General features: G+C 34.5%; 19 protein-coding genes and 1 rRNA gene. 1 reads left to right on the top strand and 19 read right to left on the bottom strand.

Translation table 11 applies throughout. The features are described from left to right. Window positions 1-137: 137 nt before the first annotated feature. From spoVG to metG, 9 genes are all read right to left on the bottom strand, one after another. Window positions 138-521: a septation regulator SpoVG gene (gene spoVG, locus ACMGE6_RS05050; RefSeq protein ID WP_414054677.1), complete on the bottom strand. Its 384-nt coding sequence runs from the start codon at window positions 519-521 to the stop codon at window positions 138-140. Between the two features lie 37 nt (window positions 522-558). Further along, on the bottom strand, window positions 559-936 hold the full coding sequence (locus ACMGE6_RS05045; protein WP_414045450.1) for a RidA family protein: 378 nt from the start codon (window positions 934-936) through the stop codon (window positions 559-561). A gap of 14 nt (window positions 937-950) precedes the next feature. Beyond that, complete coding sequence (gene purR, locus ACMGE6_RS05040; protein WP_414045449.1) at window positions 951-1,778, bottom strand: pur operon repressor; 828 nt, start codon at window positions 1,776-1,778, stop codon at window positions 951-953. A gap of 60 nt (window positions 1,779-1,838) precedes the next feature. After that, window positions 1,839-2,690 (bottom strand): 4-(cytidine 5'-diphospho)-2-C-methyl-D-erythritol kinase, encoded by an 852-nt coding sequence (gene ispE, locus ACMGE6_RS05035; protein ID WP_414054676.1) that lies wholly within the window; start codon window positions 2,688-2,690, stop codon window positions 1,839-1,841. A 123-nt stretch (window positions 2,691-2,813) separates the two neighbouring features. Next, window positions 2,814-3,077, bottom strand: coding sequence for a biofilm formation stimulator Veg (veg, locus tag ACMGE6_RS05030; RefSeq protein WP_096077819.1), 264 nt, complete (start codon window positions 3,075-3,077; stop codon window positions 2,814-2,816). A gap of 98 nt (window positions 3,078-3,175) precedes the next feature. Next, window positions 3,176-4,066, bottom strand: coding sequence for a 16S rRNA (adenine(1518)-N(6)/adenine(1519)-N(6))-dimethyltransferase RsmA (gene rsmA / locus ACMGE6_RS05025; RefSeq protein ID WP_414054675.1), 891 nt, complete (start codon window positions 4,064-4,066; stop codon window positions 3,176-3,178). Beyond that, window positions 4,056-4,616: a ribonuclease M5 gene (gene rnmV, locus ACMGE6_RS05020; protein ID WP_414054674.1), complete on the bottom strand. Its 561-nt coding sequence runs from the start codon at window positions 4,614-4,616 to the stop codon at window positions 4,056-4,058. The genes rsmA and rnmV overlap by 11 nt, the downstream gene beginning before the upstream one ends. Before the next feature lie 109 nt (window positions 4,617-4,725). Next, on the bottom strand, window positions 4,726-5,499 hold the full coding sequence (locus tag ACMGE6_RS05015) for a TatD family hydrolase (protein ID WP_414054673.1): 774 nt from the start codon (window positions 5,497-5,499) through the stop codon (window positions 4,726-4,728). Between the two features lie 19 nt (window positions 5,500-5,518). Further along, window positions 5,519-7,483: a methionine--tRNA ligase gene (metG, locus tag ACMGE6_RS05010; RefSeq protein WP_414054672.1), complete on the bottom strand. Its 1,965-nt coding sequence runs from the start codon at window positions 7,481-7,483 to the stop codon at window positions 5,519-5,521. Window positions 7,484-7,786: 303 nt separating this feature from the next. Here metG and ACMGE6_RS05005 point away from each other — a divergent pair, with 303 nt between their 5' ends. Beyond that, window positions 7,787-8,062 (top strand): AbrB/MazE/SpoVT family DNA-binding domain-containing protein, encoded by a 276-nt coding sequence (locus ACMGE6_RS05005; protein ID WP_414045443.1) that lies wholly within the window; start codon window positions 7,787-7,789, stop codon window positions 8,060-8,062. Between the two features lie 52 nt (window positions 8,063-8,114). On the opposite strand, the gene rsmI is transcribed toward ACMGE6_RS05005, so the two are convergent. The 10 genes from rsmI to rrf form a co-directional block, all read right to left on the bottom strand. Continuing rightward, a complete protein-coding gene (rsmI, locus tag ACMGE6_RS05000) occupies window positions 8,115-8,948 on the bottom strand; it encodes a 16S rRNA (cytidine(1402)-2'-O)-methyltransferase (RefSeq protein ID WP_414054671.1) in 834 nt (277 codons plus the stop codon). After that, complete coding sequence (locus ACMGE6_RS04995) at window positions 8,945-9,199, bottom strand: GIY-YIG nuclease family protein (RefSeq protein WP_414045441.1); 255 nt, start codon at window positions 9,197-9,199, stop codon at window positions 8,945-8,947. The genes rsmI and ACMGE6_RS04995 overlap by 4 nt, the downstream gene beginning before the upstream one ends. After that, window positions 9,192-9,920 (bottom strand): tRNA1(Val) (adenine(37)-N6)-methyltransferase, encoded by a 729-nt coding sequence (locus ACMGE6_RS04990; RefSeq protein ID WP_414045440.1) that lies wholly within the window; start codon window positions 9,918-9,920, stop codon window positions 9,192-9,194. Before ACMGE6_RS04990 ends, ACMGE6_RS04995 begins: the two co-directional genes overlap by 8 nt. A gap of 37 nt (window positions 9,921-9,957) precedes the next feature. After that, window positions 9,958-10,287, bottom strand: coding sequence for a DNA replication initiation control protein YabA (yabA, locus tag ACMGE6_RS04985; protein ID WP_414054670.1), 330 nt, complete (start codon window positions 10,285-10,287; stop codon window positions 9,958-9,960). A 10-nt stretch (window positions 10,288-10,297) separates the two neighbouring features. Then, a complete protein-coding gene (locus ACMGE6_RS04980) occupies window positions 10,298-11,098 on the bottom strand; it encodes a PSP1 domain-containing protein (protein ID WP_414054669.1) in 801 nt (266 codons plus the stop codon). Next, entirely contained in the window at window positions 11,098-12,018 is a 921-nt protein-coding gene (locus tag ACMGE6_RS04975) for a DNA polymerase III subunit delta' C-terminal domain-containing protein (RefSeq protein ID WP_414054668.1), read from the bottom strand. The genes ACMGE6_RS04980 and ACMGE6_RS04975 overlap by 1 nt, the downstream gene beginning before the upstream one ends. A gap of 50 nt (window positions 12,019-12,068) precedes the next feature. Next, window positions 12,069-12,398 carry a cyclic-di-AMP receptor gene (locus tag ACMGE6_RS04970; protein ID WP_414045436.1) on the bottom strand — a complete coding sequence of 110 codons (330 nt, stop codon included), beginning with the start codon at window positions 12,396-12,398 and terminating at the stop codon, window positions 12,069-12,071. 41 nt (window positions 12,399-12,439) lie between these two features. Then, a complete protein-coding gene (gene tmk / locus ACMGE6_RS04965) occupies window positions 12,440-13,054 on the bottom strand; it encodes a dTMP kinase (protein ID WP_414054667.1) in 615 nt (204 codons plus the stop codon). Further along, entirely contained in the window at window positions 13,054-14,418 is a 1,365-nt protein-coding gene (locus ACMGE6_RS04960) for an aminotransferase class V-fold PLP-dependent enzyme (protein WP_414054666.1), read from the bottom strand. Before ACMGE6_RS04960 ends, tmk begins: the two co-directional genes overlap by 1 nt. A 186-nt stretch (window positions 14,419-14,604) precedes the next feature. Further along, window positions 14,605-14,719, bottom strand: a 5S ribosomal RNA gene (gene rrf, locus ACMGE6_RS04955). Window positions 14,720-14,743 lie beyond the last annotated feature (24 nt).

Genomic DNA, 14,743 nt, shown 5'->3' with positions numbered 1-14,743 from the left:
TAATACAATCTTTTATTTATAAGCATCGCTGTTATGATTGTGCTCAGTCATTTTTATTTTAACATACATCTTACATATAAAGAAAAACAAAAAAGAAGTAGCTTAAATAGCTACTTCCGAATTACAAATTATTTAATTTATTTTAAATCTTCTTCAGCAGTTGTCTCTGAATCAGATTCTACTAAATTAGGTGAAGCTTCACTTGTTGCATCTTGAGCAGTATCCACATTAGTATCATTACTCTTACCAAGTTCACTTGGCTCAATTGCTTCAGTCTCATCATAAACTTTCATCACGGCAGCTTGAATTTCCTGACGCATCTCACTATTGATAGGATGTGCGATATCACGAAATTCACCGTCTGCTGTACGTTTGCTTGGCATTGCTACAAACAATCCATTATTACCTTCGATAACACGTAAGTCATGGATAACAAACGCTTCGTCTAAAGTTATTGAAACTAAAGCTTTCATTCTACTATCTGTAGCTAATTTTCTCATTCTAACATCTGTGACTTTCATCTTAGATAGCCTCCTAAATAAAATGTAAGTTAAAAATCTACTTAATTTTTAGAGCTACCGCTTCAATTTCAACTTTCACGTCTTTAGGTAAACGACTTACTTCCACACAGCTTCTTGCAGGAAGATGTTCTTTAAAATATTCACCATACACTTCGTTGATGATTGGAAAATCATTCATATCACTAATAAAGATTGTAGTTTTAACTACTGAATCTAAATTTGATCCGCTTTCTTCTAATACAGCCGATAAGTTCTCTAATACTTGTTTAGTTTGCTCTGCAACGTCATCACTGATTAACTCACCATCTATTGTTAGTGGAATTTGTCCACTTGAATAAACCATATTATTCACTACTACTGCATGACAGTATGGTCCGATTGCTGCTGGTGCATTTTTTGTAATAATTGTTTCCATGATGATATCTCCTTCTATTTAGAAAATTTGTCTAAGCAATTACCTTTTTCAACTGTAAAAGACTGATTGTATTCATCTACGTCGGATAATTTAACTAAAGAGGTGTAGTCTTGAATCAAGCGATTTTTAACTTCTTTTGATTCTACTAACACAGTTACCCCTTTAACTGTTGCTTTAAACTCGTTCATCAAATTCATAACACCTATGATAGAACCGCCCGCGCGCATAAAATCATCTACAATGAGTACTTTTGAGCCTTCAGGTAATGTCCTTTTTGATAATACCATTGTTTCAATTTTACGTGAAGAACCTGAGACATAATTTATTGAAACTGTTGAACCTTCTGTGACTTTATTGTCTTTACGTATTACTACAACCGGTAAATTAAGTATGCCTGCAACCGCATTGGCCAGTGAAATCCCTTTCGTCGCAATAGTTACCACTGCATCTAATTCTTCATCCATGTACATTGTGGCAATGAGTTTCCCTACTTGATTCAATACACTAGGCGTACCTACTACATCAGACATGAATAGATATCCACCAGGTAGTAACCTTTCTTTCTCCTGTAGCATATCACACAATTTTGTAAGTAATTGATCCGCTTCCTTATAAAACATTTTATGCTTAAAAGTAACACCACCACTTGCACCTGCTGTCGTAGTGATGGTCCCTATTTCTTCTTTAATAAAAGTATCTTTAATGATTTGAACATCTTCACTAATTGAAGATTTTGCTTGTCCGAATTTCTCGACAAAATATGTGAGTGGTACTAATTCGTTTGGATGGCTTAAAAGATAACTTGTCATATAAACGATTCTTTCACTTCTTTTAAATTTCATATTAATCCCTCTTTACGCATATTATACGTTAAATATACCACAAACGTTCGGATTATGAAATCAACCCAACATTCGTACCATGTACACTTCTTTACAGCAACCCTTGAGTGCATTCACCACATTTTTCGCCTGACGTTCTTTTGCGGCAAGGCCATATACTGTTGGTCCACTACCACTCATCATAGCAGTATCCGCACCTGCCTTTATCATCGTATCTTTAAGCGTTTGAATAATAGGGTGCATTTCAATCGTTACAGACTCCAGCCTATTACCAAGATGACGAATCATCTCGTTGTAATCTCCCGCTTCAATTGCCTGAGCACAAGCTTCGCTATTGATTGCCTCATGTGGTTTTGATAAATCAAGAGCCCCATAAACTTCCTGGGTCGATACGCTAATGTCCGGCTTCGCTAAAACTACCCAACATGCAGGTGGTTTCGGCAGATGCTGTAATTTTTCTCCGCGTCCTGTACATAAACTAGTTCTACCATGTACACAAAATGATATATCTGAGCCGATTTCTGCAGCATGTTCCGCTAACGTATCTAACGATAGCCCTAATTCGAATAAGCGATTGATGCCACGGAATGTGGCTGCTGCGTCACTTGATCCTCCTGCAAGACCCGCTGCAATCGGAATCGTCTTATCTAATGTAATTGTCACACCACAATCAAGATTATATTTTTCCATCATTATCTTTGCTGCTTTATATGCTAAGTTACGATTGTCATTTGGCACATAAAGATGTTCCACTTTAAGTACAATTTGCTTATCTTTACGTTTCTCAAGCGTAAGACGATCATATAGATCAACAGTAGTCATAATCATCTCAACTTCATGGTAACCATCTTCTCTTTTATATAAAGTATCTAATGTTAAATTGATTTTGGCAGATGCATTTTCATAAATCATAATAATTCCTCACTAAAAAAAGATTTAATACTATTTTATCACAAGTCATGTATTACCATTTCAAGTTTTAAAAAATAAAAACACAAAATTAGAGCCTACTCCACACGGAATAGGCTCTAATTTTTATTGTACAAGAAATTCTTCTTGCTGATCATTTACAAATGTTACCTGCACGTTTTCTGTCAATACGTCTGTATATGTATACGACACACGTTCAAAATTATGTTTATCTTGGTCTAACTCAACCACGAAAACTGATGGATAAGTTTCTTTAAGCACACCACGGCGCTCAATTAACTTTTTACGTCCTCCATTAGCTCTTAGTACAATCTGATTTCCTAACTGACAATCAAGAATTTTTTTGATGTCTACTAATGTTTTTGGCATAGAAACCCACCTCACTATGCCTTAAATTATAGCATTTTGTATGTAAATAGTCAATAAAATTTTTAATTTTATCAATTTAATTTACACTTGTCAACATTTTAAATCACAATTTCCGGGTAATTTTTAATATTATTTGCAAGTTGTGCAAATTCCTCTAATGACAAACTTTCTCCTCGACGGGTAGGCGCAATTCCGCTTTCCTCCAGCCATTGCAAGATTACTTCTTTATATTCTTTGCTATTTGGAAATAAACTCATATAGTTATTTAGAATTGTCTTCCTGCGTTGTACAAATGCGCCTCTTGTTAATTTAAAATACAGCTTTTCATCATCCACTTTAACACGTGGTTCTGGCAAGGTCGTCAATTTTACTACAAGAGAATCAACATTCGGCGGGGGCATAAATACGCCCTTAGGTACAATCATCACACGCTTCACATCTGTATAATACTGAATCGCAATTGATAAAGATCCATAAGCTTTGGTAGAAGGCACTGCTGTTAAGCGCTCTCCCACTTCTTTTTGCATCATTACTACATAGCTGTTAATCGGTAAATGCTGTTCTAACAAGCCCATTAGAATAGGTGTTGTAATATAATACGGTAAGTTAGCCACTACAAAAATCTCATCACAATCTGACAGATGTTCATCTATTGCAGCCTTAACATTCGCTTTTAGAATATCTTCATTGATGACAGTAACGTTATCATATGGACTTAAAGTATCTGCTAAGATTGGTATTAAACGTTGATCAATTTCAAACGCAAGGACATGTTTTGCTTTGCGCGCTAATTGTTCAGTCAAAGAACCCATACCCGGACCAATCTCAATGACTCCGCACGTCTCATCAATCCCTGCAGCATCAATAATATTACGAATGACATTCGGATCTACTAAGAAATTTTGTCCTAAACTTTTCTTAAATTTAAAACCGTATTTATTTAATAATTCTTTCGTGCGGGTCGGTGTTGCAATGTCGTTAATTTCCATTATGATTCTCCTTATATTCCAAATTCATAGCGTCTAATACATCTGCTTCAGTAATACCAAAAGCATTTAGTCTGTGAAATAATTGTTTACCATTACAATAACCAATCTTTAGTTTTCGACATAAATCCTTACGTTTAGATGCCGCGTGTGGACCAATAATGAGCCCTAAATCTACAAGCAATGCTTTAGAAACCGTCTCAGAATCGTGCTCAAAAGGTGAAGACACACTTAACAGTGCCTCTCGAATCGCTTCGACCGGAGCATGCTCAATACCTACCTTACCACGTTTATTACGAGCAATATCTGCATCGATAAAAGCATGCTTTACACCTGGAACTTGCTGTTCAATTGTTTTTCTGATTTTATTTCCCGGGTAATCTGGATCAGTCAATACGATAACACCTCTTACACTTTTGGCAAGAGCAATCATATCAAGCGTTTCCTCATTAATTGCTGAACCATTCGTTTCTATCGTATCACATTCAACTGCCATCTTCACTCGCGTCGTATCATCTTTACCTTCAACGACAATCATTTCATTGATCTTCATATTTATCTTTCCTTTAACTAACTTATATACAATATTACAATTATACTTGATATTTTTGAAATGGATAGATTTATTTATATAAAAAATAAGCAGAGACAAAAGTCCCTGCTTATTTTCCTAGTCCGTTAAACAATTTCTCTGCATTTTTCGTTGTTTGTTCAGCCACTTCTTCATAACTGATACCACGTAATGCGGCAATTTCCTCTGCAACAAGCTTAACATGCATCGGTTCATTACGTTTACCACGGTAAGGATGAGGCGTTAAATACGGTGCATCTGTTTCGACGATTAGCTTATCAAGCGGCACATGTTTTGCTACTTCTTTAGGCTGCTTTGCATTCTTAAAAGTTACAGGTCCACCAAGAGAAATAATGAAGTTTAACTTTAGTACTTCATCACATGTCTCCGGACTGCCACTAAAGCTATGCATTACTCCACCGACTTCATGTGCTCCTTCAGACTTCAGTATTTCGATAACATCAGCAGTCGCTTCTCGGTTATGAATTACAATCGGTAAATTTACTTCTTTAGCCAGTTTAATCTGGCGTTTAAACACTTCTTTTTGGACATCTTTCGGTGATTTATCCCAGTGATAATCGAGCCCCATTTCACCGATAGCAACAATTTTTGGATGTTTAGAAAGTTCTTTAATCCATTCATAATATTCATCAGTGAAATCAATCGCATCAACCGGATGCCATCCGATGACACCATACACAAAGTCATAGTCATCGATCAATTGCATCGTACGTTTAATCGTGACTTCATCAAAACCGACTACGATCATACGGTCGATTCCATTTTCTATTGCTCTATCTATAACTTCCTGTAAATCTTCTTCATATTGATCTGCGTTTAAATGAACGTGTGTATCAATTAACACATCATCACTCCTCGTGTTATTATTTAACGATTGAGCCGTTCTCAATTGCATTTGGTACACTCACAAGCGTAAGTGCGCCGTCTTTTTCAGCTGACAGAATCATTCCTTCTGATTTCTCTCCACGTAATTCTACCGGTTTTAAATTTGTCACAACAATTACTTTTTTACCGATAATATCTTCTGGTTTATAGAATTCAGCGATACCAGATACGATTTGTCGTTGTTCGCTACCTAAATCTACTTGTATTTTTAATAATTTTTTAGCTTTTTTCACGTAATCAGCATCAATAATCGTTGCAGTTTTAAGTTCTACCTCATTGAAAGTATCGATTGTTATTTCCGGTTTAGATGGTACTTCCTGTTCTTCTTTTACTGGTGGCTGCATTGTACTTTTAATAAATTCAACTTCAGCAGCTGTATCTAAACGCGGGAAGATAGGTGTTGCTTTTTCTACAACTTTTAATTCAGTAATCATACCGTATTGCTCTAGGCTCGTTAATTCAAACAACGTTGGATCCTGAATATTTAATTGATTAAAGATTTTTGTAGGCGCTTCTGTTAAAAATGGACGTAATAATACGCTTGCAAAACGAATATTTTCAACTAAGTGATACATTACGCTTTCTAATAATTCTTTTTGTGTTTCATCTTTAATTAATATCCAAGGTGTTGTTTCATCAATATATTTATTTGTTCTTGAAATTAGTTTCCATACTTCTTGTAATGCTACTGAATACTGTAAGTTGTCCATTGCAGTATCATATTTTTCTTTTGTTTCTAAGGCTAAAGCTTCAATTTCAGCATCTACTGTATGCATTTGACCTTTATAACCCGTAAGATGGCCATCGAAATATTTATTAATCATTGCGATGGTACGGTTAACTAAGTTTCCTAAGTCATTGGCTAAATCAAAGTTTGTGCGATCAACGAAAGCTTCAGGTGTAAACACACCGTCTGAGCCAAACGGCAGTTCGCGCATTAGGTAATAACGTACTGCATCTAATCCGTAACGATCAATTAATATATGCGGATCAACTACATTCCCTTTAGATTTACTCATTTTCCCATCTTTCATTAAAATCCAACCATGCGCAAATACTTTCTTAGGTAACGGTAAATCAAGTGCCATCAACAGAATTGGCCAGATAATTGTATGGAAACGTACAATTTCTTTCGCCATAATATGCACATCTGCCGGCCAGTATTTTTTGAAATCTGTATCGTCTTCTGAAAGATACCCTAATGCAGAAATATAGTTCGTTAAAGCATCAATCCATACATAAATGACATGCTTAGGATTTGAGGGGACTTTGATACCCCAATCAAATGAAGTTCTTGAAACCGCTAAATCTTCAAGACCTGGTTTAATAAAGTTATTTAACATTTCATTTTTACGAGATACAGGTTGAATAAATTCCGGATGTTCCTCGTAATATTTAACTAATCGATCTGCATATTTACTAAGTCTAAAGAAATAACTTTCCTCTTTTACTAATTGTACAGGGTGACCAGAGTCAGGGCTTTTGCCACCTACAATTTTGTCACCTTCCATGATTGGATCTACAAGTTGTGTTTCTGTATAGAATGTTTCATCAGGTACTGAATACCATCCTTCATATTCACCAAGATATATATCATCTTGTGCTAATAATTTTTCGAATACTTTTTCAACAACAAGTTTATGACGTTCTTCCGTTGTTCTTATAAAATCATCATTAGAAATATCAAGCTTTTTCCATAACGCCTGAATATCTTCAATAATTTCATCTAAATATTCAATTTCTGATTTACCTGCTGCAAGAGCCTTTTCCTGAATTTTTTGACCGTGTTCATCTGTTCCTGTCAGATACTTTACATCATAGCCCTGCATTCTTTTATAACGTGCAATTGCATCTCCCGCAACAGTAGAATAAGCATGTCCAATATGCAACTTTCCACTCGGATAATATATAGGTGTTGTTATATAAAAAGTATTGTTTGTCATGTTCGTCCTCCTAGTGATATCTATCTATTAAATATACAGAAGTTTTTGCTTTTTTTCAATATGACTAATCTTTACAATTCGACAAGTAAATTAATTTATTAATTGTAAAATGTAGTAAAATATCTAATAACAGAATATTACATTACATTACTAAACCATTACAAATAAAGAATTTAAAGATATTTTGTTGACAATGTAAAATTACGGTAGTACACTCTTATTAAGACAAATGTCGAACTTTAAATGAATATTTGTCGAATTTACACAAATTACTATTACAACAATTTCTGGAGGAAATATATTATGAAATCTACAGGTATCGTAAGAAAAGTTGACGAATTAGGACGCGTAGTTATTCCTATCGAATTACGTCGTATTTTAGACATCGCTGAAAAAGATGCTTTAGAAATTTACACAGATGCAGATAAAATTATCTTAAAGAAATATAAACCAAGCATGACTTGTGCAGTTACAGGTGATGTTTCTGAAGACAACTACTTATTAGCTGGTGGTAAATTAGTATTATCTAAAGAAGGTATCGAACAAATCTTAAAAGAGATTGAAGACAAAGAAAAATAATTTGCATACAAAAAAGAGATTCAGGATAGTCTGAATCTCTTTTTTGATGTATTTAATCAACATGATAAATTTGATAGACTTCATTTTTTTTCATCTCACGATCAAGTGCCACTTGTTTTATTGCATCCTTATTTCTCATGCCCTCTTTCACATAATGGTTAACATGTCCTTCTATAGAAAGTTCTGACCACCAGTTGACATCGTTATCCCCTGAACTCCCTGCTATCACTATTACAAACTCACCCTTTAATTTAATATCTTCATCTAGTCGTAATAATAAATTAGAAACTGTATCTGTTTCAACTTGTTCAAACTTTTTAGTCAGTTCACGAGATATAGATACTTTACGTTCGCTATCTATCTTCTGAATAGTCTCCAATGTGTGTTTCACACGAAACGGCGATTCGTAAATGATAATCGTATGTGCCAATGACATAATGCTAATCAAGCGCTCTTTTTTTTCATTATCTTTACGTGGTAAGAAGCCGTCAAACAGAAAAGAATATGAGCTAATACCACTCGTCATTAATGCTGTTAACGCAGCATTCGCTCCTGGTACAGTCTCTACTTTAATTCCTTTATCTCTCGCAATAACTACTAACTCATACCCTGGATCACTGATCAATGGTAAGCCTGCATCAGAGACTAAAGCGATGTCATTTCCGTTGAATAGCATTTCTATTATATCTTCTGTAACTTTTGCCTGATTATGTTCATGGTAACTTTTTAACGGTGTTTCAATTTCATAATGCATTACCAGTTTTTTTGTAACGCGTGTATCCTCACATAGAATTATATCTGCCTCTTTTAATATTCTTACTGCTCTATACGTTATATCTTCCAGATTTCCGATAGGTGTACCAACTAAATACAAGATTCCACTCATACAGTATCTCCTTGAATTAATTTTATTTTTTGAGATCGTGTTAACTGTTTTATAGCATACTCTCTTTGCATTGCTTCTCTTTTCGTATGAAATATTTCTTCATATACACGTTTAACAGGAAGACGCATTCTCGTGTACTTTGCACCCTTTCCCGCATTATGAGTATCCAGACGTTTATCCAAATCATTTGTATAGCCTGTATATAAAGAACCATCACTACATTCTAATATATATATGAAGTGTTTATCCATAGTAGACCTCACACATTTCCTGTGAATACTCATTTTTTCCATCATAGATATAGAAAGGAGGCATCACTTTTGCATCTGGCTTACCACCCTTTATCCCTTCAACAACAATTGTAATTGCCTGAGGCTTATTCGGTGATGAATAAATTGAATATATACGTTTCGGTTCGATATTTTGCGCTCTCATATCCACCAACACATCTACAAGCCGATCAGCTCGTTGCACTACTACCATCTTACCACCTTGCTTGAGTAAATGTTGGGCAGCACTTACACAATCCGCAAAAGTACATAAGATTTCAGTTCTGGCTATACGATGTGCTTCTTTAAGATGCTGGTAACTTTGATTGGATCTAAAGTACGGAGGATTACACGTTACAACATCATATTGACTCGGAATAAAGTTTTTTTTGACATCTTTTATATCCATTGCATGCATTTCGATTTGACTTTCAAGATGATTATACTGAAAGGAACGTCTAGCCATATCTACAAGTTGAGACTGAATTTCAATACCTTCAATTGGCATATTCGTTTTGTGGGAAAGCAGTAACGGAATAATGCCATTCCCTGAACAAATATCCATCACCTTATCCTTCTTTTTCAATGTTGTAAAATGCGCTAGTAATAATGCATCTGTTGAAAAAGAGAATACTTCATCATTTTGAATAATTGATAAGTTTTCTTTAATTAGCTTGTCTAATCTTTCGTTTTCAAGCAACATATCTATACCTCCAATAAAAAAAGGCTTTCGCCCTTTTTTATTCTTTATCTGACAGTAAGCTTAAGCAAAAAATACAGTCCCCGCCACCACGGTGTTTTCCAAATAAATCTGTAGGACAGATATGGAAGCCTTCCGCATATAGCATTGCTAAATTATCTTTACTTTGAAGTACTTTACTGTTATTTTTTTTCGGTTCTTCTTTTGGAACTTGTATAAAACGCTGTAAATTATCGTTCTCAAGTTTTAAAGCGACATTTTCTTCAACTAAGGCAACTGTCATTTCTTTTAATGCCTCATAACTCTCATTAACACCATTAATTTGCTTCTCTAATTTCGTCAAAGCATTAAATAATTCATCGCGGTTCATCATAAACCTCCTAAACTTCTACCTCATCAATATGATAAACGACTGGCGTTTCCATACCCTTTAACTTCACTTGCATTGTCACATCTAAAATATTTAAGCCGATTACTCGTCCCAATCCTTCAGGCGTTTGTATTTCCTGGCCGATGTCGGGTAACAAACGTCGAGTTTCTTCATAATAATCATTTTCATATTTTAAACAGCACATTAGCCTGCCACATGCACCTGATATTTTAGTTGGGTTAAGTGATAGATTTTGATCTTTGGCCATTTTAATAGAGACAGGTTCAAAATCACCTAAATAAGTTGCACAACATAAACTTCTACCACACGGTCCAATCCCACCAAGAATTTTAGCTTCATCTCTAACACCAATTTGACGTAACTCTATACGTGTTTTGAGATCATAAGCAAGGCTTTTAACGAGCTCACGAAAATCTACACGTTCATTAGCCGTAAAATTAAAGATTATTTTAGCTTTATCTAATGTATAAGTCGCATTGACTAATCGCATGTCTAAATTGTGATTCTTTACATGCATTTTACACAATTCTAATGCACGATCTGCATCTAACATATTTTGTTCATATTTTAATATGTCTTGTTCAGTTGCTCGTCGGTGAATCATTGGAACCGGCATCACAACATCCTCTTCTGAAACTAATTTATTTGCTATAGTGACACGCGCAAGTTCCACGCCTCTTTTTTTATTATCAATCACTGCAAGTTCATTCACTGCAAATTGTTCATCACCAGGCTGATAATATTCTGTTTTACCTGATTTCTGAAACTTTACTCCTATAATTTCAATCATTATTTCACCTCATCAAGCATTTGAATCGCTAACGCTTCATATACCAATGTAACGTTTACATACTGTAATAACTTTTGTTTCGCTTCAAGCGCATGGTCTATCATTTTGACACACTTATCAATTGTGACTCGTTTTGCCTGTTGCTGTAGTATATCTGTACTTTCTGGATAACACGTAATTTCATGATCAATTAATATATACATTAAATCTTGAAGATATAGCTGTATTAAATCTAATCCTACAAGTTGTTTATCACGACTATCTAGTGTTTCAAGTAAATTCACAATTTGAATTAAACCCATTGTATCACTGTTGAGCAAAGTTTGGCACCACTTAATTATAACAGACTTTATTTCAGAAAAGTTTTGTTCTGTACTCCACTCTTTGGCATCTTCCACACTAAAATTAAGACCGTTCATTGTAGCTAGTATAGATTTAGGGATGTCTAGATCCGTTCTTTCAGCCAGTTTATTTTCTGAATCTTGTATATGGATATGCTGACATCGTGAGTGTATTGTAGGTAGTATTAATTTTGGTGATGATGTGACTAATATTGCTACAGTATTTTCAGGTGGCTCTTCTAAAAACTTTAAAATACTATTCTCACCCTGAACAGTTACTTTATCAAAGTCCATGATAATATAAACTTTATAACTACCTTCGATTGGTTTTTGATTCATCCGATGCAGGACATCTTCAATCATTTCTTTTTTTATCGTGGCTTCATTGGTTTCAAGCATTAAGAAATCAGCATAGTTTAAGTTTGCAACACGACTCTGACAATTTTTATTATCACCACAAAGTATGTTTGAAGCGAAGCGCATGGCCTCTTCTTTCAATTGATTTCTATTTTGCCCTTCAAATAAATAAGCATGGCTTATCTTTTGATTATCGATTAAAGTTTGAAGGTGATCATGCATCTCATCTACTCCTTTATATAATGAAAAAGCTGCACTAGGCAGCAAATTTTTTAAAACTGATGAAATTGTTCAATAGGCATCACAAATACTGTCGCACCGCCAACTTCGACTTCTACTGGATATGGAATATATGCATCTGCATTGCCTCCCATGGGTGTAACAGGTGTTACGATTTGTTCTCTATTACCACATGTGCGGTCGATTAAAGACATTAATTCATTGACACGCTCATCATCGACACCACATAAAAATGTAGTGTTTCCAGCTCTTAAGAATCCACCGGTTGATGCAAGTTTCGTTGTTCTAAAATTATTTTTAGTCAATACATCCGAAAGACTTTGGCTATCTTGATCTTGTACGATTGCTATTACCATTTTCATTGCATACACCTCTTATCATATATCCTAAATTATATCATAAACTACTTTAAGCATTCATAAATTATCTCTAAACAATCCGCTAATACTTTTTCAACAGATTGTGCAGCATCAACTAGTTTAATACGTTCAGGATACATACTTAACAATTGATCATAGCCTTCTACTACATGTTGATGAAATTCAATCGTTTCTTTATCTAATCGATTGATCTCTCTAGCATTTTCTCTTATACGCGATAAACCAACTTCTGGTTCAACTCTTAAATAAAGTGTTAAATCAGGATATTTACCTTCTATAGCGAACTCATTAATTGTACGAATGTCGTCCATACCAATACCACGGGCATGACCTTGATAAGCTAATGAACTATCAATGAAACGATCACATATAACAATCGTGCCCTCATTCAATGCCGGTAATACCTTCTCAACTAAGTGTTGCCTGCGACTTGCTGCAAAAAGTAATGCTTCTGTTCTATAATCCATTGCATTTGCATCATCAAGAATAATATTGCGGATATCTTCACTAATTTTAATTCCACCAGGTTCACGCGTTGTAATGACTGGATACTTTTCACTTAAAACTTCTTTTATCTCATTCACTATCGTACTTTTTCCAGACCCTTCCGGACCTTCTATAGTAATAAATAAACTCATTATAATCTCCTATTCAAAATCACACGAATTTTACCATGATGTACACCATGTATATTGCCACCTAAGTTTAAAAATTTAGCAATTTCTTCGATATGTTCTTTTCTTATATTCTCTCCCGCTAAGATATATGGAATGCCTGGTGGGTAAGGGATTATGTTATCTGCTACTTTATAACCCTCACTCTCTTCTAAATTACATTCCTTGATATCTTTGTTTTCCTGGGAAATATAAATACCGTCTTTTTGATTATATAATAATTCTTTATGCACTTCACTTCTGACCTTTAATGAAGAAAAGTGTAATGTATCAATACTTTCGACTAAACTATTAAATAAATAATGGTCTCCAATATGCCATAGAGGTAATACACATAATACAAACTTTTCATTTGAAAGCTCCGTATATATCCCATGTTTTTCTAATAGTTCAGCAACCTGTCTACCCGTATAATCATTATGTGCTATCATAATTTTGAGTGGATCTGAAACCTCAATCACATTAAATTTCTTTCTTAAAGTATTCACTAAAATCTTTCTTCTTTCAAAAAATAAATCATCTTTATAAGCTTGAAAGAATTCATTTGCATGCTCTAAACCAAGCATTAACAGATAAGAGGGACTAGACGACTGTAATACAGATAGAAAATGATTAACACGATAAACGAAGCTATCATCTAGCCTATTATTCATATACATTACTGAACTCATGGTAAATGCAGGCAAAGTCTTATGAAATGATTGTACGACAAAATCAGCATTAAAGTTTAAAGTACTATTAGGAAATCTATCTGTAATATCAAAATGTGCTCCATGTGCTTCATCAACTAGAACAGGAATATTATAGCTATGAAAATACTCTATGACAGATGCTATATCATATGTTTCACCATAATAGTTCGGATAAGTTAAGACTGCTAGTTTAATATTTTTAAGCAAAGACTCATTGATTGCTTCTAAATTAACACCACTAAATTCCTGAGTAATTTTTGAAACTTCTGTTGGCAGGATATAAGCACTGCCTTTACCTAAATTAATAGCATTATAAATAGATTTATGAGCATTTCTCATAATAGCAATTGAAGGTGCATCTTTAGATTCTATATATGACATAATTACTGCAAGTAACCCCACCGTAGTGCCATTCACAAGAAATCGCGCATGATATCCTGGTTTCTGTAAAAGCTCTTCACTATGCTTTATAATACCATTCGCATGATGATAATCATCCATACCTGAAATCTCTGTAATATCATATTTTAAATTCAGGGCTTTTAAATTCCCGATTGTTTGATAATGATGTCCAGGAACATGTAATGAGATAGGCTGCTTCGTAAAATGTTTACGCATTGCCTCAAACATCTTCATAAATAGAACTCCTTTATTGACTACTAATTTCAAATTATTAATTGAAACTTATTAGTATATTCTATCAAAAATGATAGAAAAAATAACATATCAATAACATTACTTAAAAAAAAGCAAAAAAAAAGAGACCTAACAGGTCACTCGTTTGCGGCTCATCGCATCCATTTAAGGTATTACTATAAATCTGCCCGGCAACGTCCTACTCTCGCGGATCGTAAGACCAACTACCATCGGCGCTAGAGAGCTTAACTTCTGTGTTCGGTATGGGAACAGGTGTGACCTCTCTGCCATCGTCACCAGACAAAGTATATTAAAGGTATTGTAC

Origin of the sequence: Macrococcus equi (genome assembly GCF_047426745.1) — a bacterium.
Classification (GTDB): Bacteria; Bacillota; Bacilli; order Staphylococcales; family Staphylococcaceae; genus Macrococcoides; species Macrococcoides equi.
The sequence above is the reverse complement of the archived record's forward strand: the minus strand, read 5'-3'. Positions and strand labels throughout refer to the sequence as shown.